This window comes from Neisseria sp. CCUG17229 (assembly GCF_047839235.1).
Classification (GTDB): Bacteria; Pseudomonadota; Gammaproteobacteria; order Burkholderiales; family Neisseriaceae; genus Neisseria; species Neisseria brasiliensis.
This window is the reverse complement of sequence record NZ_CP181247.1, coordinates 676,819-702,496: the sequence shown is the minus strand read 5'-3', so window position 1 is coordinate 702,496 and position 25,678 is coordinate 676,819. Positions and strand designations below refer to the sequence as shown.

At 49.9% G+C, this 25,678-nt stretch carries 21 protein-coding genes, 3 tRNA genes and 1 pseudogene; 6 read left to right on the top strand and 19 right to left on the bottom strand.

Features of this window, described 5'->3' with window-relative positions; all coding sequences use genetic code 11:
- Window positions 1-120: 120 nt before the first annotated feature.
- The 6 genes from prfA to folP all read right to left on the bottom strand — a co-directional run bounded on the left by prfA (window position 121) and on the right by folP (window position 6,924).
- Window positions 121-1,197 (bottom strand): peptide chain release factor 1, encoded by a 1,077-nt coding sequence (gene prfA, locus ACM67B_RS03270; protein WP_095503538.1) that lies wholly within the window; start codon window positions 1,195-1,197, stop codon window positions 121-123.
- Between the two features lie 90 nt (window positions 1,198-1,287).
- Window positions 1,288-2,076 (bottom strand): TatD family hydrolase, encoded by a 789-nt coding sequence (locus ACM67B_RS03265; RefSeq protein ID WP_416190135.1) that lies wholly within the window; start codon window positions 2,074-2,076, stop codon window positions 1,288-1,290.
- Between the two features lie 41 nt (window positions 2,077-2,117).
- Entirely contained in the window at window positions 2,118-3,119 is a 1,002-nt protein-coding gene (locus ACM67B_RS03260) for an asparaginase (RefSeq protein WP_416190134.1), read from the bottom strand.
- Window positions 3,120-3,648: 529 nt separating this feature from the next.
- Window positions 3,649-4,338 (bottom strand): DedA family protein, encoded by a 690-nt coding sequence (locus tag ACM67B_RS03255; protein ID WP_416190133.1) that lies wholly within the window; start codon window positions 4,336-4,338, stop codon window positions 3,649-3,651.
- A gap of 223 nt (window positions 4,339-4,561) precedes the next feature.
- Window positions 4,562-5,902, bottom strand: a complete 1,341-nt coding sequence (gene glmM, locus ACM67B_RS03250; protein WP_416190132.1) for a phosphoglucosamine mutase — start codon at window positions 5,900-5,902, stop codon at window positions 4,562-4,564.
- Window positions 5,903-6,078: 176 nt separating this feature from the next.
- On the bottom strand, window positions 6,079-6,924 hold the full coding sequence (gene folP / locus ACM67B_RS03245) for a dihydropteroate synthase (RefSeq protein ID WP_416190131.1): 846 nt from the start codon (window positions 6,922-6,924) through the stop codon (window positions 6,079-6,081).
- A 176-nt stretch (window positions 6,925-7,100) separates the two neighbouring features.
- Between folP and ACM67B_RS03240 the strand changes: the two genes are divergently transcribed.
- Entirely contained in the window at window positions 7,101-8,294 is a 1,194-nt protein-coding gene (locus ACM67B_RS03240; RefSeq protein ID WP_416190130.1) for an aromatic amino acid transaminase, read from the top strand.
- 78 nt (window positions 8,295-8,372) lie between these two features.
- Here the strand turns inward: ACM67B_RS03240 and ACM67B_RS03235 are convergent.
- A tRNA-Arg gene (locus ACM67B_RS03235) sits at window positions 8,373-8,448 on the bottom strand.
- Window positions 8,449-8,733: 285 nt separating this feature from the next.
- On the opposite strand from ACM67B_RS03235, the gene ACM67B_RS03230 reads away from it, so the two are divergent.
- Complete coding sequence (locus tag ACM67B_RS03230; protein ID WP_416190129.1) at window positions 8,734-9,573, top strand: c-type cytochrome; 840 nt, start codon at window positions 8,734-8,736, stop codon at window positions 9,571-9,573.
- A 281-nt stretch (window positions 9,574-9,854) separates the two neighbouring features.
- Here the strand turns inward: ACM67B_RS03230 and ACM67B_RS03225 are convergent, their stop codons facing one another.
- The gene (locus ACM67B_RS03225; protein ID WP_416190128.1) at window positions 9,855-10,727 is read right to left on the bottom strand and encodes a chorismate mutase; all 873 of its coding nucleotides are present in this window, start codon (window positions 10,725-10,727) and stop codon (window positions 9,855-9,857) included.
- Between the two features lie 347 nt (window positions 10,728-11,074).
- Between ACM67B_RS03225 and ACM67B_RS03220 the strand changes: the two genes are divergently transcribed.
- The 3 genes and pseudogenes from ACM67B_RS03220 to ACM67B_RS03210 all read left to right on the top strand — a co-directional run bounded on the left by ACM67B_RS03220 (window position 11,075) and on the right by ACM67B_RS03210 (window position 13,906).
- Window positions 11,075-13,120, top strand: a complete 2,046-nt coding sequence (locus ACM67B_RS03220; protein WP_416190508.1) for an AsmA family protein — start codon at window positions 11,075-11,077, stop codon at window positions 13,118-13,120.
- A gap of 7 nt (window positions 13,121-13,127) precedes the next feature.
- A pseudogene (locus tag ACM67B_RS03215) lies at window positions 13,128-13,284 on the top strand (lipoprotein signal peptidase).
- 124 nt (window positions 13,285-13,408) lie between these two features.
- Window positions 13,409-13,906: a disulfide bond formation protein B gene (locus ACM67B_RS03210; RefSeq protein ID WP_416190507.1), complete on the top strand. Its 498-nt coding sequence runs from the start codon at window positions 13,409-13,411 to the stop codon at window positions 13,904-13,906.
- 102 nt (window positions 13,907-14,008) lie between these two features.
- Here the strand turns inward: ACM67B_RS03210 and ACM67B_RS03205 are convergent, their stop codons facing one another.
- Entirely contained in the window at window positions 14,009-14,734 is a 726-nt protein-coding gene (locus ACM67B_RS03205; protein WP_416190127.1) for a YebC/PmpR family DNA-binding transcriptional regulator, read from the bottom strand.
- Window positions 14,735-15,146: 412 nt separating this feature from the next.
- Between ACM67B_RS03205 and ACM67B_RS03200 the strand changes: the two genes are divergently transcribed.
- Window positions 15,147-16,574 (top strand): alanine/glycine:cation symporter family protein, encoded by a 1,428-nt coding sequence (locus ACM67B_RS03200; protein WP_416190126.1) that lies wholly within the window; start codon window positions 15,147-15,149, stop codon window positions 16,572-16,574.
- 66 nt (window positions 16,575-16,640) lie between these two features.
- Here ACM67B_RS03200 and trhA read toward each other — a convergent pair whose 3' ends face one another.
- The 10 genes from trhA to ACM67B_RS03150 form a co-directional block, all read right to left on the bottom strand.
- Window positions 16,641-17,267, bottom strand: a complete 627-nt coding sequence (trhA, locus tag ACM67B_RS03195) for a PAQR family membrane homeostasis protein TrhA (RefSeq protein WP_416190125.1) — start codon at window positions 17,265-17,267, stop codon at window positions 16,641-16,643.
- A gap of 181 nt (window positions 17,268-17,448) precedes the next feature.
- Window positions 17,449-17,523 (bottom strand) — tRNA-Glu (locus ACM67B_RS03190).
- A 20-nt stretch (window positions 17,524-17,543) separates the two neighbouring features.
- A tRNA-Arg gene (locus tag ACM67B_RS03185) sits at window positions 17,544-17,620 on the bottom strand.
- 133 nt (window positions 17,621-17,753) lie between these two features.
- Entirely contained in the window at window positions 17,754-19,112 is a 1,359-nt protein-coding gene (locus ACM67B_RS03180; RefSeq protein WP_416190124.1) for a deoxyguanosinetriphosphate triphosphohydrolase, read from the bottom strand.
- 86 nt (window positions 19,113-19,198) lie between these two features.
- Entirely contained in the window at window positions 19,199-20,461 is a 1,263-nt protein-coding gene (rho, locus tag ACM67B_RS03175) for a transcription termination factor Rho (RefSeq protein WP_416190123.1), read from the bottom strand.
- A gap of 192 nt (window positions 20,462-20,653) precedes the next feature.
- The gene (locus tag ACM67B_RS03170) at window positions 20,654-22,345 is read right to left on the bottom strand and encodes a glutamine--tRNA ligase/YqeY domain fusion protein (RefSeq protein ID WP_416190122.1); all 1,692 of its coding nucleotides are present in this window, start codon (window positions 22,343-22,345) and stop codon (window positions 20,654-20,656) included.
- A gap of 115 nt (window positions 22,346-22,460) precedes the next feature.
- A complete protein-coding gene (locus ACM67B_RS03165) occupies window positions 22,461-23,078 on the bottom strand; it encodes a glutathione S-transferase (protein WP_416190121.1) in 618 nt (205 codons plus the stop codon).
- Between the two features lie 10 nt (window positions 23,079-23,088).
- Entirely contained in the window at window positions 23,089-23,868 is a 780-nt protein-coding gene (locus ACM67B_RS03160; protein WP_095503034.1) for a DeoR/GlpR family DNA-binding transcription regulator, read from the bottom strand.
- 79 nt (window positions 23,869-23,947) lie between these two features.
- Window positions 23,948-24,850, bottom strand: coding sequence for a lysine exporter LysO family protein (locus ACM67B_RS03155; RefSeq protein WP_416190120.1), 903 nt, complete (start codon window positions 24,848-24,850; stop codon window positions 23,948-23,950).
- A gap of 58 nt (window positions 24,851-24,908) precedes the next feature.
- Window positions 24,909-25,655: a GntR family transcriptional regulator gene (locus ACM67B_RS03150; RefSeq protein ID WP_416190119.1), complete on the bottom strand. Its 747-nt coding sequence runs from the start codon at window positions 25,653-25,655 to the stop codon at window positions 24,909-24,911.
- Window positions 25,656-25,678: the final 23 nt, after the last annotated feature.

Below are 25,678 nucleotides of genomic sequence, written 5' to 3'. Positions count from 1 at the left end.
TTAACTTTGTTTGAAATCAGATAAAATTGACGATTCATATCTACATAAACGAAGTAAGGCCGTCTGAAAGGATAATACTTTCAGACGGCCTTGATGCTTATTTCGTTTCTTCCATCACCATCAATCGCCCATCGCCGCGAGCAACTCGGCTTGATGCTCGGCAATCAGTGCATTGGTCAATTCTTCCAAATCGCCATCCATGATGAAATCAAGCTTGTGCAAGGTCAGGTTGATGCGGTGGTCGGTGACGCGGCCTTGCGGGTAGTTGTAGGTGCGGATGCGTTCGCTACGGTCGCCGCTGCCGATTAAGCTCTTGCGCTCGGCAGCTTCTTTGGCTTGGGCTTCGCGCTTTTGGGCATCGTTCAAACGCGCCGCCAACACTTTCATCGCCTGCGCTTTATTGGCGTGTTGGCTACGGCCGTCTTGGCATTCAACCACCATGCCGGTCGGCAAGTGGGTAATGCGCACGGCGGAATCGGTTTTGTTGATGTGCTGACCGCCTGCGCCTGATGCGCGGAACGTATCGATGCGCAAATCAGCGGCGTTTAATTCAATGTCTTCCAACTCATCGGCTTCAGGCATCACGGCCACGGTACACGCCGATGTGTGGATGCGGCCTTGGCTTTCGGTAGCAGGAACACGCTGCACGCGGTGGCCGCCGGATTCAAATTTCAGACGGCTATATGCACCCAAGCCGACAATACGGGCAATCACTTCTTTATAGCCGCCCAACTCGCTTTCGTTGGCCGACACGATTTCCACCTGCCAGCGGTTGCGTTCGGCATAGCGGCTGTACATACGCAATAAATCGCCGGCAAACAAAGCCGCTTCATCGCCACCGGTGCCGGCGCGCACTTCGATGAAAATGTTTTTGTCGTCATCGGCATCTTTAGGCAGCAGCAGTTTTTGCAGCTCGACATCCAATTCTTCAATCAGCGCATTGGCCGCTTCGATTTCTTCGGCGGCAAACTCTTTCATATCCGGATCGGCCAACATTTCCTGCGCCTCCACCACATCGCTTTGCGCCTGCTGATATTTTTGGAACACTTCTACCACCGGCGTCAGCTCGGCGTGTTCGCGCGTGAGCTTGCGGTAATTGTCCATATCGTCGGTGGCTTCGGGCTGGCCAAGCAGATGGGTAACTTCTTCCAAACGTTCGCTAAGTTGTTGTAATTTTTCTAAAATAGACGGTTTCATATTTTTTCCAAGACAAAGGCCGTCTGAAACATGGGTTCAGACGGCATGAATGGGCGTTATTATAAAGTGTTTTCGCGTAAATTCAAAAGATTACTGTCGGGCAGCAACAGTATTTAACAAACTGTCGATATTACTTTCCGTCTGCCGCGCGATTTCCGCTAAATCAACTCCACTTAATTCCGCTGAAATTTCCGCAATTCGCCGCAAATTGGCAGGCGTATTGGTTTGGTTGTGCAACATAAACGGGCTGTCGGTCTCCAATACCATATCCTGCCAAGCCAGTTTCGCCACCACTTGGCGCACTTTTTTCGCGTTGCGATTGAGCAAAAGCGAGCCGATGCCGATTTTAAAGCCGCAACGCAGCAAAATCTGCGCCTCTTCCACGCTGCCGGAAAACGCGTGCGCAATGCCGCCTTGGGTAAAGCCGGTCTGCTTCACCGCCTCGGCAATCGCGGCGGTGGCTCTGATATTGTGCACAATCACCGGCCTTTGCCATCTTTGCGCCAATTCAAGCTGGCGGCTAAATACGTCGATTTGCTGCTGCTTTTGCGTTTCAGATGGCCTGTTCACCAGAAAATCCAAGCCGGTTTCACCCACCCATGCTTGCGGATATTGCCGTAATAAGCGCTCGAGTTCGGCAAAATCCTGCAGCGTGGCATTTTCGGCAAGCCACGGATGAATGCCCAAGGCAATGTGCACACGCTGTTCAGACGGCGTGTTCATCGCCAATAATTGCACCACATCTGCCCAATCGCTGCGCTGCGTGGCAGGCACGATAAAGCGCGTCACGCCCTGCTCGGCCGCTTGCACCAAAACGTCGGGCAAACGGTCACGCAAGGCGGGATCGGCAAGGTGGCAATGGCTGTCGGTAAAATGCATGGTTAGGCCGTCTGAAAGAATATCTGCGTTGGGAAACCGTTTCAGACGGCCTCAAGCAAACCGAGTGTGTGTAAGGTGTTTTGCAGGATTGCGGCGTTCCATTGATTCGATACCGCCAAGGTTAACAGCGCGGTGGCGGTTTCCAAATTGCACTTACCGCCGTTTATTACACCGGCTTGCCGCAACGCACTACCCTGTGCATACACCGCAGCGGCGCAACCTTGCGGCACTTGGCTGATATTGAGCAACAAGCCGCCACGTTCGGTAAAGCGTTGCACTGCTTGGATAAACGCGGCATCGCTTGGTGCATTGCCGTGGCCGTAGCTTTGCAACACCACGGCTTGCGCATCGGTGTGCAACAGGCCGTCTGAAGAATATTGCGCGCTGAAACCGGGAATCAGTGTTTGGCAAACGACTTTCGCTTGCGTATCGAGCAATAGGATATTGAGGCCGTCTGAAACGGATTGAGTACATTCAGACGGTCTTGCCAGCCATTGCCAGCCGCTTGATTGCTGCCATTGTGCAAGTGCGCCGAAATGTGGATTGTCGAATCCGGCAGCGGTTTCCGTGCTAACTTTGCTGCTGCCGACAGCAGGAAACACTTTGCCGTTAAACGCAATCAGCACTTGCGGCAAGGCCAGTTCAAATGCGGCAACGGCGGTGGCCAAGTTCAGCGGCGCATCGCTGTCGGGTGCGTCATACGGCCATTGCGAGCCTGTCAATATCACCGGTTTATCCAAGCCTTGCAAGGCAAGCGCGAGCAGGTTGGCGGTGTAGGCCATGGTGTCGGTGCCGTGCAAAATCAGTATGCCGTCGTATTGCGGAATTTTTTCAGCCAGCAATGCCAGCCAGTCGCACCAATGGGTTAGATTCACCGCCGATGAGTCAATCAATGGATTGCACACATGCCAGTCAAACTGAAGGCCGTCTGAAAACGGTTGCAGGGCTTTGCCGACCAAATCGGTATCGGGGCGCAAACCGTCGCTGCTGCTGCGCATACCGATGGTGCCGCCGGTGTAGAGAACAAAAATTTTTTGCATCATGGGGGTTTACCTTTGAAATGAGGCCGTCTGAAAGCAGTTACTCTGCCTTCAGACGGCCTATTGTAACGATATTTGTGATTGTGGTTCAAATCCGGCCTATTTTGCTAAGACCGGCCTTCACACGAACTGGTTTTCAAGCATATGGCGCGAATCAATTCGCCGACTTCGATTTTCTTCGATTTTACCGTTGCGGTTACGCTCGAGTTGTTTGAATGCGCCGGCATCACCTGCTTCAAAATCCAAGATTAGACCGGTCGTATCGACATTTATCCATTCGTTAGCCTCAACATGTCGTCACCCAATCAGGTTCGTATGCTTGCGCAGGGAGTGCGGCACTCAACAGCAAAGCCGTTAATCTCCATTTAATTGTCCCATTCCCATTGTTCTCTTTATTCGTGCTCTATCATCATGAATACAGCCACCTTTTCCGATGAGCCAATGTCCTTAAATGGCAAACTATACCGAGATATGGCCATAAAAAAAGCATCTGAACGTCAGATGCTTTTAATAAATAAAGTTTCCGAAAAATTTAAATATCGGCTTTAGCCTCGGCCTTTGCTTTTGCTGCAGCATTTGCTCTGCGCTTACGGCGCAATTCCGCCAACTTCTCGTGGTAGAAACGACTACGCTGGCGTTTGCGCCACCAAAACCACAGCAATACGGCAGCGCCGATACCGATTACTACAAACAAACCGGATTGGAAACTGTGCACTTTTGCCATCAGCCAATCGATATTATTGGCACCATAATCACCCAAATACACCCACACCGGTACGGAAATCAAGGCAGCCAAACCATCCATCATCAAAAAGCGCATGTAGGAAACTTTTCGGCTGATGCCGGCGGTGATGTAAATCGGCGTGCGCAAACCCGGCAGGAAACGGGCAACAAACAACACCCAGTTGCCATATTTATCAAATTTTTCCTGCACCTGAGCATACCGCTTCGGCGTCATTACGCGGGCGATCGGTTTAAATTGAAGAATTTTGTGTCCCCAAATGCGGCCGGCAGCAAACATACAGCCATCACCAGCCAATACACCCAACATGCCGACCAACACCATAATATGCACATTGGTATAGCCCAAACCAGAAATTACACCGCCGGTTACCAGTGTAATATCTTCCGGAATCGGTACACCGAAACCGCATGCCAGCAGCACTAAAAAGACTGCGGCATAACCGTATTCAACGAAAAAGGCTTCCAAAAACGCAAACATCGGCAGGAGGTTCTCACAGTGAAGTAGTTATTCTGGCAGACCGTTTCAGACGGCCTGATATTTGAATGCGGTATAACCGCCGGTTGAGTATCGCTATTCTATCAATAGATAAGGCCGTCTGAAAGCATAACAAGCCAATTTCATCAAATATTCATCAAATTAACCAAACACAACAAAAAAGGCAGCTCGATTCAGCCGCCTTTCGCCATTGATTACAATGGAATTATTTTTTCGCACCCTGAATCGCTTCAGCGATGCGCTCAGCACCTTTTTGCGCCCAGTCGGCTTGTTTGGCTTCCACCATCACGCGCACCACAGGCTCGGTACCGGAAGCGCGCAACACCACGCGGCCTTTGCCTTCCAGCTCTTTTTCCACTTCAGCCAATACGTCTTTTGACGCTTCCTGCCAGTTTTGGCCTTTTTGGATGCGCACGTTAATCATGGTTTGTGGGAACGGCTGCCAATCGGCGCACACGGTGGCCAAATCCTTCCCCAAAATGCGCAATGCCGCCAACACCTGTAAAGCTGAAATCAGGCCGTCGCCGGTATTGTGTTTGTCCATGCACAAAATATGGCCGCTGGCTTCGCCGCCAATCAACCAGCCACGTTGGTGTAATTGTTCCAACACATAACGGTCGCCGACTTTGGCGCGGCAGAAGTTTACGCCCTGCTCGTTCAGAGCAATTTCCATCGCCATGTTGGTCATCACGGTGCCAACCACGCCGCCGATTTCGATGCCTTCGCGCGCACGGGCTTTGGCGATAACGTAAATCAGACTGTCACCATCGTACACTTTGCCGTTTTTATCGACCATCATCAGGCGGTCGCCGTCGCCATCCAAGGCAATGCCGTAGTCGGCTTCATTTTGTAATACAGCCGCTTGCAGGGTTTTGGTATGGGTAGCGCCACATTTTTCATTGATGTTGTAACCGTTTGGCTGATTCCCGATGGAAATGACTTGCGCCCCCAATTCGTGGAAGACTTTTGGCGCAACATCATAACCCGCACCGTTGGCGGTATCGACCACCAATTTCAAGCCCCGCAAATCCAAACTAGCTGGGAAGGTCGATTTACAGAATTCGATATAACGGTCATCAGCCCCGCTGATTCGACGTGCGCGCCCCAGTTTGTCAGACGGCAGGGTTTGCATTTCCTGATCGATTTTGGCTTCAATTTCCAACTCAATTTCATCAGAAAGCTTCACGCCGCCTTCGGCAAAGAATTTGATACCGTTGTCGGAATAAACATTGTGTGACGCGGAAATCATCACACCGGCCGACAAACGCAACGCGCGGGTCAGATAAGCCACGCCCGGAGTCGGCAGCGGGCCGGTTTGAATCACGTTGACACCGGCTGCGGTGAAACCGGCAATCAGCGCCGCTTCCAGCATATAGCCGGAAATACGTGTGTCTTTACCGATTAACACGGTCGGCTTTTGCTCGGCATCATGTTGCACCAGCACCTGACCGGCGGCATAGCCCAGTTTCAACACAAATTCAGGGGTAATCGGAAATTGACCCACTTCACCACGCACACCGTCGGTACCAAAATATTTTTTTGCCATGGAGATTGCTCCGTTATTCAAAAGTAAGAAAAATTATATAAGAATATATAAGAAAAATTATAAAAGAGATAGATAACCCAACAGACGAAATCTGCCTAACGCGATTAGATGCCGTCTGAAAGGTATGGTTTCATTACACTTGTATTTCAGACGGCTTTAAGCTATTTACCCATCGCTTAAACGCCCAACACCTGCCACACTTTCAACGCATCCGAAGTGGCCTTTACATCATGCACACGGATAATCTGCGCACCACGCGCCACGGATGCCAATGCCGCCGCCACGCTGCCGTGAACGCGTTCAGACGGCGTGTTTTCACCGGTTAATTCGCCAATCATGCGTTTTCGCGACACGCCAATCAACATCGGCAAACCGGTGGCCTGCATCAATTCGGGCAAATGGCGCATCAAAGCGATATTGTGTTGCAGCGTTTTGCCGAAGCCAAAACCCGGATCAAGCGTGATGCGTTCGGCAGCAATACCGGCTTGGGCACACACCGCCACGCGTTCATTTAAATAACGCGCCACTTCGCCGACCACATCTTGATACTGCGGATTATCCTGCATATTTTCCGGCAAACCCTGCATGTGCATCAGGCAAATCCCGATGTCGGGATAACGCGCCAATACGTCCACCGCACCTTCGTCCGTCAACGCAGCCACGTCATTGATAATGTCCACACCACCTTGCGCTAATGCCTGCTGCATCACCACAGCGCGGCGCGTATCCAAGCTCACCGGTACATTCCATTTACCGATTTCCGCCAACACCGGCTGCACACGTTGCCATTCTTCTTCGGGGGAAACAAAATCCGAGCCCGGGCGCGTGGATTCGCCGCCGATATCAAGAATATCCGCCCCATCTTTCAACAACTGCTCGGCGTGTCGTAAGGCCGTCTGAACATTTTGCGAATAAGTGCCGCCGTCTGAAAACGAATCCGGCGTGAGATTCACAATCCCCATGATTTTCGGCGCGACCAAATCAATCTTAAAACGCCCTGCCTGCCAGATGGTTTGCGTCATAAATCTTTCCTTCTCTCAAACGGCTACACATAAACGCGACATTATAACAGGCCGTTTGAAAGCGTTAAATATTCAGATGGCCTGATAATAGAATTGTCAACAATCTTGGTTTATGCCAAAATCCGATTCATCAAAACCATCCCCCTTATTTTCTTGAGCAATTCAAAGGAAACATCATGTACCAGCATGTCGAATTCTACCCCGGCGACCCGATTCTAAGTTTGGTCGAAGTGTATAACAACGATGCCCGTCCGGGAAAAGTCAATTTAGGCATCGGCATTTATTTTGACGATGAAGGCAAAATGCCGGTGTTGCAATCGGTGCGTCAGGCGGAAGTGAAACGTGCGGCTGAACCGCGCACCAGCCCTTACCTGCCGATGGAAGGCTTGGCCGCGTATCGTGAGGCGGTGCAGCATTTGTTGTTCGGCAAAGACCATGCTGCCGTGAAAGAAAAACGCATCGCCACCATTCAAACTTTAGGCGGCTCGGGCGCATTGAAAATTGGTGCCGATTTTATCCACCGTTGGTTTCCCGAGGCAAAAGCCTATGTCAGCGACCCGACTTGGGAAAACCACAAAAGCATTTTTGAAGGCGCAGGCTTTGAAGTTGGCACTTACCCGTATTACGACCCGGCCACCATCGGCGTGAAATTCGATGAAATGGTAGCGTTTTTTGAAACACTGCCGCCAAACAGCGTGCTGATTCTGCATCCGTGCTGCCAAAACCCGACTGGCGTGGACATGACCGAAGCGCAATGGGATAAAGTGTTGGACGTGATTCAGGCGCGTGGTTTGATTGCGTTTATGGACATTGCCTATCAAGGCTTCGGGGAAGATTTGGACAGCGATGCCTACGCCATCCGCAAAGCCGCCGACATGGGCTTGCCACTGTTTGTGAGCAACTCGTTTTCGAAAAACTTATCGCTTTACGGCGAACGCGTCGGCGGCCTGAGCGTGGTTTGCCCGACGCAGGAAGAAGCAGAACTGGTATTTGGCCAATTGAAATTCACCGTGCGCCGCATTTATTCCAGCCCTGCCGCCCACGGTGCCTATATCGCCGCCGATGTGATGAACACGCCGGAATGGTTTGCGCTGTGGCAAAGCGAAGTGTATGGCATGCGCGACCGCATCCGTGCTATGCGTCAGCGTTTGTATGAGGTGTTGAGCGCAAAAATTCCGGATAAAGATTTCAGCTACTTCATCAAGCAGCGCGGCATGTTCAGCTACACCGGTTTGACCGAAGCGCAAGTTATCCGTTTGCGCGAAGAATTCGGCGTGTATCTCTTGGTTTCTGGTCGCATGTGCGTGGCGGGATTGAATCCGAGCAACGTCGAATATGTGGCCGATGCCTTTGCCGAAGTCTTAAAATAAGGCGATAATTTGAAGTAAATCAAAAGGCCGTCTGAAAATACTTCTCTTTTCAGACGGCCTCTTACATAATAAGCTTTTTGGCGCACCCGACTGGGATCGAACCAGCGACCTTCAGCTTCGGAAACTGATGCTCTTCCAACTGAGCTACGGGTACAGAAAAACGTAAGATTAGCTTAAATTCGGGTATTTGGCAAAATTAATGTACCAAGTGAATGAAAGGCTACACACAGCAACAAAAATCAATCTGCAGAATATTTATATATTACAAACTCTTAACTCATATAAAATTTTTATTTTTAAAGTTTTTTGCAGAATTTCGAGCAGATAGATTGGAAAGCACCTGTTAATTCAGTATAATCCAGCAAAATATTGTTAATTCCGTTTAACAAACCAAATATAACCTTATAGCACAACCTAACCTAACGGCGAGGCCTACCAAATGAAACAACTCAGTAACAGCAAAGCCCAAGGCTCAGCATTGTTCACCCTTGTGAGCGGTATCGTTATTTTGCTCGCGACCGTATTCTTCCTGATCAAACTGGCCGGCAGTGCATCATTCAGCGATGTCGACCAAACCACCGAATCAGCCACCCAAACCCGTATTCAGCCGACCGGCCAAATTGTGTTGGGCGACGGTATTCCGGTAGGCGAACGCCAAGGCGAAGCTATCTTCAATAAAATCTGTATCCAATGTCACGCGTCTGACAGCAACGTACCAAATTCGCCAAAATTGGAAAACAACGCCGACTGGGCGCCACGCATTGCTCAAGGTTTCGATACCCTGTTCAACCACGCGCTTAACGGTTTCAACGCCATGCCTGCCAAAGGTGGCGCGGCTGACTTGACCGACCAAGAATTGAAACGCGTCATCGTATTTATGGCCAACAAATCAGGCGGCTCTTTCCCTAATCCTGACGAAGCCGCTGCCCCTGCTGAAGCTGCTGCTTCAGATGCCTCTACGGCCGAAGGCGAAGCCACTGCAGCACCTGCAGAAGCAGCCCCTGCTGCCGAAGCTGCTGCACCAGCCACAGCCGGTGTTGACGGCAAAGCAGTTTACGACGGTTTGTGCATGGCCTGTCACGCTTCAGGCGTAGCCGGCGCCCCTAAAGTCGGCGATGCTGCTGACTGGAAAGAACGCTTGGCACAAGGTAAAGACACTTTGTACAAACACTCAATCGAAGGCTTTACCGGTAAGAAAGGCATGATGCCTGCTAAAGGCGGCAACCCTTCATTGACCGACGAAGAAATCAAAGCTGCTGTAGATTACATGATTAAATAATCCTGCTGCGATTTAAATATGAAAAAATGCACCGTTAACGCGGTGCATTTTTTTATTGCAACATTTCAATTCATTCCAATCAAAAAATTCTATTTTAAACATCACAATTTGAGTACAGTTCGAAGCAAACAAACACAGAAAACGTAAACATATCAAAAAGATAGGCAAGCTTTCGAACAGCGCATAACGAAGAAATGTGCCAAAGATGGGGAGGAGTTTACAAAGGTCTCAGGCCGTCTGAAAACATAATTTCAGACGGCCTTGATTTATCATATAGAAAATTAGTCTAAGCTGCTCACCACACCATTTGCTCCCGAGGCTACCGATAATCGGTACAACACTTCTTGCGGCATATCGCTGTGCCACAAGCCGGTAATATTGGCAATCACAGGAAGATGGGTGACTTTACGCACGCGCACAATCGCGTCGACATCCAAGCGGTAAGTGTGCTCCGGCTCGAAGCTCAACGTACCGGCTTCACCCAAGATAATATGATGATTACCACGCAAAGCGATGTGTTCGGCTGCCACCAGCCAATCATCGACACGATGGTGCTTGTCTTTGCACAATACCACCGGCGTATTCAGACGGCCTACTTCATCCTGCAAGGCACGGTTGCTCATCAATTCGCCACCCAAATACAAAATATCCGCTTGCGCCGCCAAAGCCGATTCGATTTGGCGCACATCACGAATGCGCACCAACACCGGCTTGCCCGCTTCGTGAATATGCTCAATTTCCTGCTGCATGGCAATGATTTGCGCTTTTTCGCTGCTGTTGTCCACATCGGCATATGGTCTGGCCGACATAAAAAACGGGTCGATAAACACCGCATCGGCATCTGATTTAAAGCCGACAGCAATATCGAGCATTTTTTCACCGCCAAACACCACGCCGCGAACGGTAATCCGGCTATCTTGCGGCTGCGCTTCACGGCTAATGATTTTCCAATCATTCAACACCCGAATCGCCCGTTCTACTTCCGGCAGACGCTCCAATTCATTCGGATGAAATACGCGCTCATCGCCAACCGCACCGATAATGGTGCGCTCTTCACCTTGGGAAACATGCTCCTGCAAACCGCGGCTGCGGATGCACTCAATCACACGCGTTACCGCTTCGGCCGAAGCCTGTTTTTGCATCACAATAATCATTTTGCGCTCCCTGATATCGAAATCTGATATTAACATATTTTACAGATCGTCCGCAGGCTTTGTAAAAGCGAGATTTAACCATGGCTTCAACCCATATCCGCACAAAAATACAGACATATCATTTAAATAAACAGGCTGCCTATACGGGACATAACTTTGCAAAGCCTAGGTTTACTTGAATATGCCTTATATCGTTCACCTTCCCACTTTACATTTCCTGCATAGCCCATGTGTTATACTACATTTCTGATTGTATGCCCCTTTCTTTTTTTATGTTAAACCGTTTGCTGAATTCAGGAAAATTCTGGCTGAAAGCCGTCTTTTTCAGTTTACTGATCTCATTTTTGATGTTTGTCAGCCTGTATGCATCGGTTTACCATTTTCTCAACGCCGAGCGTATTCAGCAGTTTGCCCAAGAAAGCTTGGGACAAACCGAACGCAGCATCCGTTTCGACAAAAACATTACACGCAAACTGTTACCCCGCCCAACCATCACCTTAAACAATCTGATCATCAGCCGGCCAGGAAGTACAGAGGCTGCCATTCACATCAAAGAAATGAAGATTGGTTTGGCTTGGCAAAGTTTGTGGGCAGATAGCCCTGTTATTGAAAAATGGATAGTTTCCGGTGCGGATGCCACCTTGCAACGCACGCAAGACGGCAAATGGAGCCTACAAGACATTTGGCAACAACAAAGCCGCAACGCCAATCTTAACCGGCTGATTATTGAAAACAGCACCTTACGCTTGCGCCTGATTAACAGTGAATACCTGATCGAACAATTCGGTTTAAATGCCAAAGCCCCCGATGCAGGCACGCGTGAATTCGGCATCAGCGGCAATTTCAATCACAGCAAAATACCGGTTTCGTGGAAAGGTTCTGGTTTGCTGGCAACCGCCACCAACGGTTGGAATATCCCTAAATTCCATTTAAATGCTGAAGGCCGTCTGAATGATGAAATCATCAAAGTCACCGCTGACAGCGCGCTTACCTGGCTGCCGAAACAAAGCTCATTGCAGGCAAGTAATCTTTCCCTGCGTGCCGACAGCTCCTACCGTGACTTCCACCTGACTGCGCAAGTACCTCAGCTAGTTTTCGATACTGATCATGTCTTTGTGAGCACATTCAACAGCGCATTCACCGCTGGCAGCGAAGCTGACCAATGGAGCGGCTCATTGAAATTGGATAAAGGCAACCTGATCAACGGCAAGGCTTCACTGGAAGGCTTTAAGCTCAATGCCAATCACCGCACCGCACAATGGCAAACCAATCTTTCCGTTTCCGGGCCTTTGGTTTGGCAAAAAACCGACGGTTTAAAATCCGATGCCATCCACATTACCACCATGCAGGATACGGTTAACCGCGCACCTCGACCACGCTACATCAGCTTACTCGACGGCAGCTTCAGCCTGACTGATTTCAGGCATTGGCAAGGTAAATTCAATGGCTATTTCGACCGCCAACCGGCTGCCCTCAGCTTAAAATACAGCAATGAAGCCGGCGAAGTGCCGCTGCTTGAAGCCGGTCTCGCCTTGCAAAAACTCTCTCTTGCACCCTACTGGGAAGATTTAGAAGCCCAATCGGGCAATATTTACCCTGAATTTCTCAATGACGACAGCCTGCCCGACATCGAAGCGCAGGTTAAAATCGACAGCATGAATTTTCCCGGTTTGCAGTTGGAAAATGTTGAAACATTGATTTCGGCCAATCGCCAGCACATCGCCTTCACCAATTTCAAAGCCGGTTTATATGGCGGCAAAACCGAAGGCGGCATCAGCATGGCCAACACCACGCCGATTTCTTACCACTTACAGCAAAACGCGCAAGGCGTGCAAATCCGCCCATTACTGCAAGATTTATTCGGCTTTCACAGCTTCAGCGGCATAGGCGATGCGGTGATTGACCTGACCTCCAAAGGCCAAGACCGCCGCAGTTTATTACAGCTTTTAGACGGCACACTCAGCCTGGATGTTTCAGACGGCGCATGGCACGGCATCGACATGAACAACATCTTACAAAGCGGCAATATTAAAAAAGACACCGAAAATAACCTGCAAACGCCGTTTCACCGCTTTTCGCTGCACAGCGTGATTGAAAAAGGCGTCAGCCACCATATCAACACCGAATTATTGTCCGACAGCGTGCGCGTCATCAGCAGCGGTTTTACCAATTTGGAAAAGCAGGAATTATCGGAAGAGCTGCTCATCTACAATGCCCGCAATCCCGATTCGCGCCCTGTGCCGTTGAAAATCAAAGGCTCGGTGCATAATCCTTCGATTACCTTGGATTACGGACAATTAACTGATGGTTTAAGTACCCCGCAAGAAAAGCAAAAAGTCTTGGAAGATACATTCCGCGAGCAATGGAATTGGTTGATTCCAAGGCGAAAATAAAGATAGACTGAGACCTTTGCAAAATCCCCATCTTTGGCACATTTCTTCGTTATGCGCTGCTCGAAAGCTCGCCTATCTTAATGATATGTCTTCGCTTTCTGCACTGCTCTAACTTCGAACTGCACTCAAATCTGGGGATTTTACAAAGGTCTCAAGCCGTCTGAAAGCCAATATTTTACGTTCAAACGGCCTCATTATTTTGACATTCGATTCCACCAACACACCCAAAGCGTTATAATCAAAAATATATTAACTATTGAATAGGCCGTCTGAAACGGCTTTAGGATGATGAACTTATTCCGCTCAACCTTATGGGGCATTGTCGCCCTGTCCGCCGCCGCTGCGTGTGGTTCGTTTATTTTGCAATACATCATCGGCATGAATCCTTGCGTGCTGTGTATTGTGCAGCGTTTAATGGTATTGGCCGTCGGCTTGGTTGCTTTGCTTACCGCATTCAACCGCCAACTATCCGCCGCCGCCCGCACCATCAGCGCATTGTTGGTCAGCATTCCGGCACTTTACGGTATGGGCGTGGCCATTTACCAAATCTGGATTCAAAGTCTGCCCGCCGGTACTGCCCCTGCCTGCGGCGCACCATGGACTTTCCGCCTGCGTGATTGGCCGCTGTTTGACTGGTATGAGCCGATTATTCGCGGTTTTGGCAATTGTGCCGAACCGGATTACGTTTTCGGCGTTGCCTTGCCGGTGTGGAGCATTTTGTATTTTGGCTTTGTGGTAGTATTGGTGTGGTGCATGTGGTTTAAAACCCGTCAAACACGTGTTTGAGATAAATTCAAGGCCGTCTGAAATTTTTCAGACGGCCTATCCAATAAAAAAAGCAGACTGATTTCAGTCTGCTTTTTTCTCATGCTTACTACCCAACAGGATTTATTCCAAATCCAATACGGCGGAAGTGTAAACGTTTTGCACGTCATCCAAGCTTTCCAGCGCATCGAGCAGCTTTTGCATTTTCACGGCATCTTCGCCGGTCAACACGGTTTCATTTTGCGCGCGCATGGTGACGTCGCCATCTACTGATGTAAAACCGGCTTCTTCCAATGCGGCTTTCACGCCCGCCCAGTCGTTTGGCGCGGTAATGACTTCAATCATGCCTTCTTCATCGACAATCACGTCTTCCGCACCGGCCTCCAAAGCCGCTTCCATCAAAGCATCTTCGTCGGCATCGGCAAAAACCAAATAACCTTGGTGCTCAAAGTTAAACGCCACGCAACCGTCGGTGCCCAGATTGCCGCCATTTTTGGTGAACGCATGGCGCACGTCGGCCACGGTGCGGGTTTTGTTGTCGGTCATGCAGTCAACCATCAAAGCTGCGCCGCCGATGCCATAGCCTTCATAGCGCAATTCGATGTATTCCACGCCTTCCAGATTGCCCGTGCCTTTGTCAATCGCGCGTTGCACGTTGTCTTTCGGCATGTTGGCATCCCATGCTTTGTCCATGGCCAAACGCAAACGCGGATTGGCTGCCGGATCGCCGCCGCCCAATTTGGCCGCAACGGTGATTTCTTTAATTAATTTGGTAAAAATTTTGCCGCGTTGCGCATCGACACGCGCTTTTTTGTGCTGGATATTCGCCCACTTACTATGGCCTGCCATGTGGATTCCTTTCGATTTTTTGCGTTTGATAACCGATTAAAGTAAGCATGGATTTGTGCCATTCTTATTTTAATCAATCACCCCACACAAGAGTCATTTTGTTCTGAAAAACGCGTATTTTATCATAAGTTTTTTACCGCCGAAAACTTTCAGACGGCCTGTATTTTGGCTTGGTTTAAATCAATTTAATGTTAAATTTCGTTATATCCATTCAGTTTTTGTATTTTCTTGAACCAAGATTAGGCGTATGATGCCAAAAATGTTTCTTTATTAAAGAACGCATAAAGAGCATTCGGATAATCTCTTACTCAACCAACGGCCTGCTCGCCCGAGGTGATCAAATGGGATTAAAGCGGAGTAGTTGCCGCTGTGTGCCGCACGTTGATTAACTTTTTATTTTTCGAGGTTTATTATGGAAGCAACATTGTCTGCGCTGGTGGGCGCGGTCAATAAAGTGCTGTGGGATTACCTGCTGATGTATGCCTTAATCGGCATCGGCTTGTTTTTCACGGTGTATTTGGGTGTGCCGCAGCTTACTAAGCTCGGCGCGGGTTTCAAGTCGGTTTTCGGCGGTTTGTTCAGCAAAAAAGACGGCGCCGATAAAGACCAAAAATCGCTGTCTCAATTTCAAGCCTTGGCTGTCGCCATTTCCGCCCAAATCGGCACGGGTAACGTGGCCGGTGTCGCCACCGCGCTGACCGCCGGTGGGCCGGGAGCAATTTTCTGGATGTGGCTGTCGGCTTTGTTTGGCATGTCGACCATTTTTTCCGAAGCGATTTTGGCGCAAAAATACCGCGTCATCAGTCACGGCAAATACATCGGCGGCCCTGCGTTTTATATTACCCACGGCTTAACCCCAAAAATCGGCCGCCCTGCCGCCCGCTTTTTATCCGGCTTTTTCTCCATCGCCATCATCATCGCCTTGGGCTTTATCGGCAACGCCACGCAAGCAAACTCGATTGCTTCGGCAGTGACCGTGGCATTTGATGTGCCGGCATTGGCAGTAGGCATTGTGCTGGCGGTGTTAGCCGGTTTGATTGTGATCGGCGGCGTCAACCGCATTGCCAATGTGGCGCAGTTTGTGGTGCCGTTTATGGCAGTGATTTACATTGTGTGCGCGGTGGCCATTCTGATTAAATTCTCCACCCATATCGGCCCGATGATTCAACATATTTTTGTAGCCGCTTTCGACCCGAGCGCGGTTTTAGGTGGTGCGGCCGGTATCGGTATGCGTGAAGCCATCCGTTACGGCGTAGCACGCGGTTTGTTCTCCAATGAAGCCGGTATGGGTTCGACTCCGCACGCCCATGCTACCGCCAATGTGAAACACCCTGTACAGCAAGGCATGGCAGCATTTGTCGGCGTATTTATTGACACCTTATTGGTCTGCACCGCTACTGCGCTGATTATTCTGCTCACCGATGCCAATACTTTAGGTTTGAAAGGCGCGGCGGTAACCCAGCAAGCCTTTATCATTGCATTCGGCGATTTCGGGGGCCAACTGCTGGCCGTGTGCCTGACTTTCTTTGCCTTTACCACCATCATCGGCTGGTATTATTTTGGTGAATCCAATATCCGCTTTTTATTCCGTGGCAAACACTTGGGTTTTTACCGCACGCTGGTTTTGATTGCGATTGTGTTGGGTACCTTGGGCAAAGTGGATTTGGTGTGGGATTTGTCGGATATGTTTAACGGCTTTATGGTGATTCCCAACTTAATCGCCCTCTTCCTGCTGCGCAAAGAAATCCGCGCGGTGTACGACGATTATTTGGCACAAACCAAAGCCGGCAAACCATTGTCTTACCAATACGAATTCCATGAATTCCACGATAAACAATAGCCAAACAAAAACCTCTCCGTGTTAAATGGAGAGGTTTTTTTAGTTTTCATAAAGGCCGTCTGAAACTTATAAAACATAAAAATAAATACAAATAAACTGCGCCAGGCTGCCTGCCATCACAAACAAATGCCAAATACCGTGGCCATATTTGATTTTGGTATCGTTCACAAACCAGTAAATCCCGACGCTGTATAACACACCGCCTAAAGCCAGCCAAAACAGTCCCACTGCCGACAAGCTCATTGCCAGCGGATACATCGCCACCAAAATCAACCAACCCATCACCACATAAATAATCATCGACAACAAACGTTTTTCACTCTTACGCCCAATGGTCAATTCCTGAATGATACCGAATAAGGCCAATCCCCACGACACGCCAAACAGCGACCAGCCCCAACCACCCTTAAGCGTCACCAACGTAAACGGCGTGTAGCTGCCTGCAATCAGCAGATAAATCATGCAATGATCTACCTTCTGCAACACTGCTTTCACTTTCGGCTGCGGAATGCTGTGATACAGCGTCGAGCCCAAATACAACAGCAGCAAGCACACGCCATAAGTAATCGCGCTGGCAAGTTTGTAAGGATCAAAATCCTCAACCGCCTTCACAATCAGCAACACCACACCGGTCAACGCCAGCAGCGCACCGACCAAATGGCTATACGCATTAAAACGCTCACCTTGATACATAAGCTTTATTTCTCATCATGGATGACAGCCAACAGTGTACGCCGATTCCTTGAATAAAAGGCCGTCTGAAAGATAAAAATAAGTTAACCGCTCTTTTTTATCAAATGAATGATATTTAAATAAATCATTTAAGGATAAAACAAAAGCCTTACTGAATCCAGTAAGGCTTTTGTTAATTATATGGCACGCCCACGGGGAATCGAACCCCGGTTACCGCCGTGAAAGGGCGATGTCCTAACCGCTAGACGATGGGCGCGGAATAAAGGATTTTCTTAATGGCGCACCCGGAGCGATTCGAACGCCCGACCCTCTGGTTCGTAGCCAGATACTCTATCCAACTGAGCTACGGGTGCATCCTCATCACTTCGCTATTGCGCTGTGAATCAAGAAGACCGAATAATAAAGAATTTACTGAATACTGTCTAGTGTATTTTCCATTATTTTTTGATATTTTTAATAAACAATTGAAATAAAATTAAATAAATTTTAACGCAACATGCCTAAGCCAGATAAATCTTGCGCCATCTTGGCCGCGGCATTGTCAGTCATGCCACCGACAAAATCCAAAATTTTCATGTAAGCTTGATAAAGCGTGTCAGTTTCCGTGATAGGATCCGCATTTTTGAGCAATTCCAACACCAAGGATTGGCGCGAATCAACATGCTTATCCACCAAATACGCATAAGCCGCCGGCACCAGCAAATCCAAAATCGAGCCCAAGCAGGGGAACGTGGCAATTTCAGTGATGAGCTTGGTGTGATGACGAAAAATGCGCGTGCGCGCCAAATCTTTGGCTTTCTCAAGCGTATTTTGCACTTCAGGGCTGCACAAAGCAATTAAGTCTTTGCCTTTGAATTCGCCGTTGAGCAAGTCGGATTGGTGTTTCATAAAGGTTTGCGCGACATCATCAATCGCCCGTCCGATGGCAATACCGCGTAACATGGCACAACGCTGGCGGCTGGATTGGGCATACCATGTGCTTTCAGCAAAGGTCAGCTCGGATAATATGCTTTCGACTTCGGTATCGCTGAGCAAATCCAGCTCGACCGCGTCTTCCAAGTCCAACAAGGCGTAGCAAATGTCGTCAGCCGCTTCCATCAGATAAGACAGAGGATGGCGCGCCCAATGGTTTTTGCCCAATTGCAGCAAACCTAATTCTTCGGCCACACATTGAATAAAAGGCAACTCGGTTTGGTAAATATTGAATTTTTTTCTGCCGTTGGGGTGCAGCGTCGTCCACGGGTACTTCAATAAAGCGCCGATGGTCGCCGCGGTCAGTCGCATACCGCCGCGATTGCGGTACATTTCCAACGTCGCCAAAATGCGCAAACTGTGGGCATTACCTTCATAGGTTTGCACATCATTGCGCTCAATTTCGCTCAAGCCTTGCAGATAGCGGCTGTGTTGCGGATTACGGAACCAATCACGCAGCGCGTCTTCACCGGTGTGACCAAACGGCGGATTCCCCACATCATGCGCCAAACACGCGACCTGCACCACCGCACCAATATCACTCGGCGTATTGCCTAAAGGCAAAAACTCACCAGCTTGCAACATCATACCGACACGGTTGCCCAAACTTCTGCCGACACTGGCCACTTCCACGCTGTGGGTTAAGCGGTTGTGGGTCAAATCGTGTTCGGCAAAGGGGTGAACTTGCGTTTTGCGCCCCAGGCGGCGGAACGAACCGGAAAACACCACGCGGTCGTAATCGATGTGGAAATCGGTGCGCAAGGCATCCATGCCTTCTTGTGTGGACGGCGTTACCGTCGGCACAATACCGCCGTCTTTCACGCGAAAGCGTTGGGTGGACAATAAATCCTGCCAGTTCATTTTTGCCTGCATGAGTAGGTTCCGTATCAGCTTGAATGATTTGACTATACAATAAATCGAGGCCGTCTGAAAGTTTCAGACGGCCTCACAACAACCACTTATTTATTACCGCGCATCAGTTCGAAAAATTCGTTGTTGTCTTTGGAATCTTTCAACTTGCCCACCAAAAACTCGGTGGCTTCGATTTCGTCCATCGGATGTAAGAATTTGCGCAGCAGCCACATGCGTTGCAACTGATCGTTCGGCACCAGCAATTCTTCGCGGCGGGTGCCCGATTTGTTGATGCTGATGGCCGGGAACAGGCGTTTTTCAGCCATGCGGCGGTCGAGATGCAATTCCATATTGCCCGTGCCTTTAAATTCCTCGTAAATCACGTCGTCCATGCGACTGCCGGTTTCGACCAAGGCGGTGGCGATGATGGTGAGCGAACCGCCCTCTTCCACATTGCGCGCCGCACCGAAGAAACGTTTCGGGCGGTGCAAGGCATTGGCATCAACACCACCGGTCAAAATCTTGCCGGAAGTCGGCACCACGGTATTATAAGCACGCGCCAAGCGGGTAATCGAGTCGAGCAGAATCACCACATCTTTTCTGTGTTCAACCATACGTTTGGCTTTTTCCAACACCATTTCAGCCACTTGCACATGGCGTTGCGCCGGCTCATCAAACGTAGAAGACACCACTTCGCCTTTCACGCTGCGGCTCATCTCAGTCACCTCTTCCGGGCGCTCGTCAATCAGCAATACGATTAATTCGACTTCCGGATTATTGGCCGTAATCGCGTGGGCAATGTTTTGCAGCATCACAGTTTTACCGGTTTTTGGCGGCGCCACCAACAAAGCGCGCTGGCCGCGGCCAATCGGCGACACCAAATCAATCGCGCGGCCGGTAAGGTTTTCTTCGGCTTTGATGTCGCGCTCGAGCTTGAATTGTTTGGTTGGGAATAAAGGCGTTAAATTTTCAAACAAAATCTTGTGTTTGCACGCTTCCGGATCGTCGCCGTTGATGGTATCCAAGCGCACAAGAGCGAAATAGCGCTCGTTGTCTTTCGGCACACGCACACTGCCTTCGATGGTGTCACCTGTGTGCAGATTGAAGCGGCGGATTTGGCTTGGCGAAACGTAAATATCGTCAGGGCCGGCCAGATAAGAAGTATCGGCGCTGCGCAGGAAACCAAAGCCGTCGGGCAGAATTTCCAAAGTGCCCGAGCAGGTAAAGCTCTCGCCCTGCTTCATTTTTTGGCGCACAATGGCGAAAACGAGGTCTTGCTTGCGTAAACGGTTGGCATTTTCGATGCCATGCTCTTCGGCCATTTCCAACAATTTGGAAATGTGTAATGTTTGTAATTCAGAAACGTGCATAATGAGTGATTTTGATAGAATTGAAGACGACGGATGCCGTCTGAAAGAATAGATCATGCCGTATGAAAGGCATATGCTGAAAGAAAATGGAATTTTAGGCGGTCAGGCTTTTCGTGTCAAATATTATCCGTATTTAGTCGGGATTGAGGATAGAAGGCCGTCTGAAAAACATGCTTTCAGACGGCCTTAATCTTACGCCTTAGCTTGCCAAGAATCTTTCAAGGTAACGGTTCGGTTGAATACCGGCTGTTCGGCGCTGTGGTCTTTGCGGTCGGTCACAAAATAACCGATACGCTCAAATTGCCAGCGGCTTTCGGGTGGCAAGGTAGCGGCCACTGGCTCGGCGTAGGCGGTGATTTCTTTCACCGAATCGGGATTCAGGAAATCGGTAAACGGCAGGTATTCGCCGTCTTCACCACGGATGGCAGCGGGGCGCGCCTCGGTAAACAGACGGTCGTACAGGCGCACTTTGATTTCGGCGGCATGTTCGGCAGACACCCAGTGAATTACGCCTTTGACCTTGCGGCCTTCGGGATTTTTGCCCAGTGTGTCGTGGTCGATTCTGCATTTCAGCTCGGTAATATGGCCGTCTGAATCTTTAACCACTTCATCGCACTTCATCACATAGCCGTGGCGCAGGCGCACTTCGCCGCCTAGGGTTAAGCGTTTCCAGCCTTTTGGTGGCTCTTCAGCAAAGTCGTCGGCTTCGATGTAAATGGTTTGTGAAACCGGCACTTCGCGATCACCCATTTCTTCGTGATTCGGGTGGTAAGCGGCGCGGCGGCTTTGGGTTTTGCCGGCTTCAAAGTTGGTCAAGGTCACTTTCAACGGGTTCAACACCGCCATCAGGCGCGGGGCGGAGTTTTCCAGTTCTTCACGAATCGCGCCTTCTAACACGCTCATGTCCACCACATTTTCTGATTTGGAAATGCCCACGCGCTTGGCAAACAGGCGCAAGCCTTCGGGCGTGTAGCCGCGGCGGCGCATACCGGAAATGGTCGGCATACGCGGGTCGTCCCAGCCGGATACATGGCCGTCTGAAACCAATTGGTTCAGTTTGCGCTTCGAGGTAATGGAATACAGCAATTCCAAGCGTGAAAATTCGTATTGGCGCGGACGGGTCGGATGCGGCGCGGGGATATTGTCGAGCACCCAATCATACAGCGGACGGTGTGATTCAAATTCCAGCGTACACAGCGAATGGGTAATGCCTTCAATCGCATCGGAAATGGCGTGGGTGTAGTCATACATCGGGTAGATGCACCATTTGTCACCGGTATTGTGGTGATGTGCGCGGCGGATGCGGTAAATCACAGGGTCGCGCAGGTTGACGTTGCCCGCGGCCATGTCGATTTTCAGGCGCAGGGTTTTGCTGCCGTCGGCGAATTCGCCGTCGCGCATTTTGTAGAATAAATCCAAGTTTTCTTCCACGCTGCGGTCGCGGTAAGGGCTGTTTCTGCCCGGCTCGGTCAGCGTACCGCGATATTCGCGCATTTCTTCGGCAGTCAAATCATCGACATACGCTTTGCCTTCTTTAATCAAACCGACTGCATAATCAAACAGTTGGTCGAAATAATTCGAGGCATAACGCGGCTCGCCCGACCATTCAAAGCCCAACCAGCGCACGTCTTCTTTAATCGAATTGACGTACTCGTCGCTCTCTTTTTCGGGGTTGGTGTCGTCAAAACGCAGGTTGCACAAGCCGTCATAAACATAAGCCAAACCGAAGTTCAGGCAGATGGATTTGGCATGGCCGATGTGCAAATAGCCGTTTGGCTCGGGCGGAAAACGGGTTTGAATGGCGCTGTGTTTGCCGCTTTGTAAGTCGTCTTCGATGATGGTACGGATGAAATGGTTGTCCGCAAATTGTTCTTTATTCAGCATAAAATCGTCTTTATGAAAGATAAGGATTCAGACGGCCTGTTGTTCTTGAAAAGGCCGTCTGAAAAGAAATTTTGAAAAATGAATTGTACCTGAGATGGTGGATTTGATAAATCGTTTAGGCGCAAGGTTGAATCGCTGCCAAGCAAGCATGGCACGCATTCATTTCGTCTGCCCACGCAGCCAATTCGGCAAATCCTGCCATCTTGTCCGCCGCTGTCAAGGCGTTGCGGAAACGGAGAAAATCAATCGCACACACGGCATTGAGTGTGCCGATATTCAATTCTGTGCCAAATGGCTGAATGGCTTCGGCCAACACCGGCAGCGTGCGCGTATTGCGCTGCATAATCTGGGCATGGCGCGACTGCCACCATTCAGCTTCGGGGCGCAACAGCTTTTCACCGACCATATCAATGGTGTTGTCCAGCATACCCGCGGCCAAATCGTGCAGATTCAATACCGCCCAACGATTGTCACCTTGCGGATATAAACTATCTTTGCTGCCGTGTGCATCAAGGTATTCGGCGATGACATTGCTGCTGTAAAGCCATGTGCCGTCATCGGTTTGCAACACCGGAATGCGGCCGAGCGGTGTATCGCGGTTGTGTTCGGCTTGTTCGGAAAACGCTGCGCCGCTGATGAGATGGGCTTCAATCTGCGCATCCAAGCCGTGATAAGCGGCCACGGCACGCACTTTGCGCACATACGGGCTGGTATTGGAATACCATAATTTCATGTTCTGCTCCTTAAGATGAGCGCGTAGGCGGCGTGAGCCATTCCACGCCGGCGCTGTCGAGAATTTTGCGCATATTGTCAGCCGGTGCGCGGTCGGTAAAGACTTTATCGAATTCGGTAATGCTGCCCAAGCGCACCAAGGCATTGCTGTTGAATTTGGTGTGATCCACGCCCAAAAACTTCACACGTGCATTATTCATCATCGCCTGCATCACGCTGACTTCTTTGTAGTCATAATCCAAAAGCGAGCCGTCTTCTTCCACGCCGTGCGTACTCATCACCGCATAATCGACTTTAAATTGATTGATGAAATCCACGGTGGCCACGCCGGTCACGCCACCGTCAATCGGGCGCACCACGCCGGAGGTGATAATCACAATATAGTCGCTGCGTGAAGACGCCATTGAGGCGACGTAAATATTATTGGTGATAATGCGTAAGTTGCGGCGCTGCTTAATCAGCGCGGCGGCCACGGCTTCCATGGTGGTGCCGATACTGAGAAACAGCGAGGCATTATCGGGAATTTGGTCAGCAATCAGTTGCGCAATGGCGTTTTTCTCTTCCTGATGGCTGTTGCGCTTGCCTTGCTGCAATTCGCTTTCTAACACATCGCCCAAAGTCGCCCCGCCATGATAGCGGCGCAATACGTTTTCTTCGCTCAATAAATTAATATCGCGGCGGATGGTTTGCGGCGTTACGTCCAATTCTTTGGCCAATTGATCGATGGACATATAATGCTGCGCGCGCACCAATTCGATAATTTTTTCGTGTCTTTGGATTCGTGGTTTCATGGTGTTCTCTTTTGTGTGGCCTGCTGTATTGTTCTTATGCCAAATATTCTTAGAATTTTGCCAAATTTTGTTAACTACTTCAACCGAATGAAGAAAAAACCACCATTAAAAATGGCGCCGCCACATTGACAATAAAGCCGAAACTAATCGCCAGCGGCACTGCGGCCAACCCACCGGAGCTTTGGATAATCGGCAAGGTAAAATCCAAGCTGGTCGCCCCGCCCACGCCCACGGCCGCGCTCGGATGGCGGCGCATTAGCATCGGGATAAACACCAGCGCAAAAAATTCGCGCCCCAAATCGTTCAAGAGCATAATGCTGCCCCACACCGCACCGTAAGCTTCGGTCATCACCAAGCCAGACAAAGAATACCAGCCAAAGCCCGAAGCCAGAGCCAAGCCCTTCAGCCACGAAACATCTTCATTCAACGCGGCAAACAGCAAACCGCCGGCCAGCGACGATGCCATCATGATCATGGCCGTCTGAACGCCGCGTTTGTTAATCAATACTTGGCGCAAGCTCACGCCACTGCCGTTCAATTGGATACCGATCAGCAACACCAGCGCCATCAGGCAATACATGCCCAAGTTTTCAGACGGCAGCCATACATCGGCCATTAATTTGCCGAACACAAAACCCAAGGCCACGCAGCCGAGTTGTTTCACGCTGCCCGACAGGCTGACATTGGCTTTTTTACCCGAACCTTTGGCCTGCCACGGAAAGCGGCGGTCAAACCACATCAAGGCCAGTAAATTCATGCCGATGGTGCAGGCAAACAGCAATAAAGTCGTCAGCACGATGGTATTGAGTTGCGAGCCCAAATTCTCCACGCGCGCGAGCGACACGCCGATTAAAAACAGCACAGCATACACCAGCACCACCAGCATTTTATCCACTAAGGCCAAATAAGGTTTGGGCAGGCGGATAAAAAAGCCGAGAAACATCGGCACCAACACCGACAATAAGGTTGTCAAACTTTCCATTTTTTCCCACATCAAAGGCCGTCTGAAAACCTTTCAGACGGCCTCTGTTTCAGATTCATCAATGCAATTCGTTGTGCGCTTCGTATTTGCCTTCCAAGCGCTCGATACAGCCGCCCAAGTGACGGCGCAATAGTTTCAACACCCGCGTGCGTTTGCCTGCGGCGAGCAAATCCAAAATTTCGCGATGCTCATTATAGGTGTGACCGCTGGTGCGGTGGCCGTGACCGTGGCTGCGTTCGCCAAATACCGCCACAATCAGCGATGAGCGGGCGCACAAGGTATTCATGATTTCAAACAATACATCGTTATCCAACAGGCGCACCAATTCAACGTGGAAGGCATTGGCCAAGCGGTTCCAGCCCACGCTGTCGCCATTCATCGACGCTTCCGCTTCACGTTCAATCATGTCATACATTGGTTGCAGACGCGTTTCCAAATCCGGCAATTCAAGCAGCAAATTGAAAATCATCGTTTCCAATTCGATGCGCGACTTATACACATCCTGAATTTCTTTCAAATCCGGCACATGCACGAATGCGCCGCGATTGGGCTGCAAATCAACAATTTTATCGTGCGCCAACAGCGACAACGCGCTGCGCACGGTATTGCGCGAACACACCATCTGGCGGCACAAATCAGATTCGGTCAACTTCTTGCCCGGCAGCAAAACGTGGTCGGTAATGGCATCCAAAATAGACGCATAAACACGGAAAAGCTCGGAATCGTGTCGCTCTTCCAAAATTAATGAAGACGTCGCCGGTGCAGTATTGGTTGCGTTATGATTTGATTTATTTTGATTATTCATTTGATTTTCCTAGCAATTTTGCT

Coding starts and splice junctions, on each gene's coding strand:
- ACM67B_RS03205 (WP_416190127.1), bottom strand. CDS start 14,734: ATGGCAGGCCATAGTAAGTGGGCGAATATCCAGCACAAAAAAGCGCGT.
- prfA (WP_095503538.1), bottom strand. CDS start 1,197: ATGAAACCGTCTATTTTAGAAAAATTACAACAACTTAGCGAACGTTTG.
- ACM67B_RS03210 (WP_416190507.1), top strand. CDS start 13,409: ATGAACTTATTCCGCTCAACCTTATGGGGCATTGTCGCCCTGTCCGCC.
- rho (WP_416190123.1), bottom strand. CDS start 20,461: ATGCACGTTTCTGAATTACAAACATTACACATTTCCAAATTGTTGGAA.
- ACM67B_RS03225 (WP_416190128.1), bottom strand. CDS start 10,727: ATGATTATTGTGATGCAAAAACAGGCTTCGGCCGAAGCGGTAACGCGT.
- ACM67B_RS03155 (WP_416190120.1), bottom strand. CDS start 24,850: ATGGAAAGTTTGACAACCTTATTGTCGGTGTTGGTGCCGATGTTTCTC.
- glmM (WP_416190132.1), bottom strand. CDS start 5,902: ATGGCAAAAAAATATTTTGGTACCGACGGTGTGCGTGGTGAAGTGGGT.
- folP (WP_416190131.1), bottom strand. CDS start 6,924: ATGACGCAAACCATCTGGCAGGCAGGGCGTTTTAAGATTGATTTGGTC.
- ACM67B_RS03260 (WP_416190134.1), bottom strand. CDS start 3,119: ATGATGCAAAAAATTTTTGTTCTCTACACCGGCGGCACCATCGGTATG.
- ACM67B_RS03180 (WP_416190124.1), bottom strand. CDS start 19,112: ATGCAGGCAAAAATGAACTGGCAGGATTTATTGTCCACCCAACGCTTT.
- ACM67B_RS03165 (WP_416190121.1), bottom strand. CDS start 23,078: ATGAAATTATGGTATTCCAATACCAGCCCGTATGTGCGCAAAGTGCGT.
- ACM67B_RS03170 (WP_416190122.1), bottom strand. CDS start 22,345: ATGCTGAATAAAGAACAATTTGCGGACAACCATTTCATCCGTACCATC.
- ACM67B_RS03230 (WP_416190129.1), top strand. CDS start 8,734: ATGAAACAACTCAGTAACAGCAAAGCCCAAGGCTCAGCATTGTTCACC.
- ACM67B_RS03220 (WP_416190508.1), top strand. CDS start 11,075: ATGTTTGTCAGCCTGTATGCATCGGTTTACCATTTTCTCAACGCCGAG.
- ACM67B_RS03255 (WP_416190133.1), bottom strand. CDS start 4,338: ATGTTTGCGTTTTTGGAAGCCTTTTTCGTTGAATACGGTTATGCCGCA.
- ACM67B_RS03160 (WP_095503034.1), bottom strand. CDS start 23,868: ATGAAACCACGAATCCAAAGACACGAAAAAATTATCGAATTGGTGCGC.
- ACM67B_RS03150 (WP_416190119.1), bottom strand. CDS start 25,655: ATGAATAATCAAAATAAATCAAATCATAACGCAACCAATACTGCACCG.
- ACM67B_RS03200 (WP_416190126.1), top strand. CDS start 15,147: ATGGAAGCAACATTGTCTGCGCTGGTGGGCGCGGTCAATAAAGTGCTG.
- ACM67B_RS03240 (WP_416190130.1), top strand. CDS start 7,101: ATGTACCAGCATGTCGAATTCTACCCCGGCGACCCGATTCTAAGTTTG.
- trhA (WP_416190125.1), bottom strand. CDS start 17,267: ATGTATCAAGGTGAGCGTTTTAATGCGTATAGCCATTTGGTCGGTGCG.
- ACM67B_RS03265 (WP_416190135.1), bottom strand. CDS start 2,076: ATGCATTTTACCGACAGCCATTGCCACCTTGCCGATCCCGCCTTGCGT.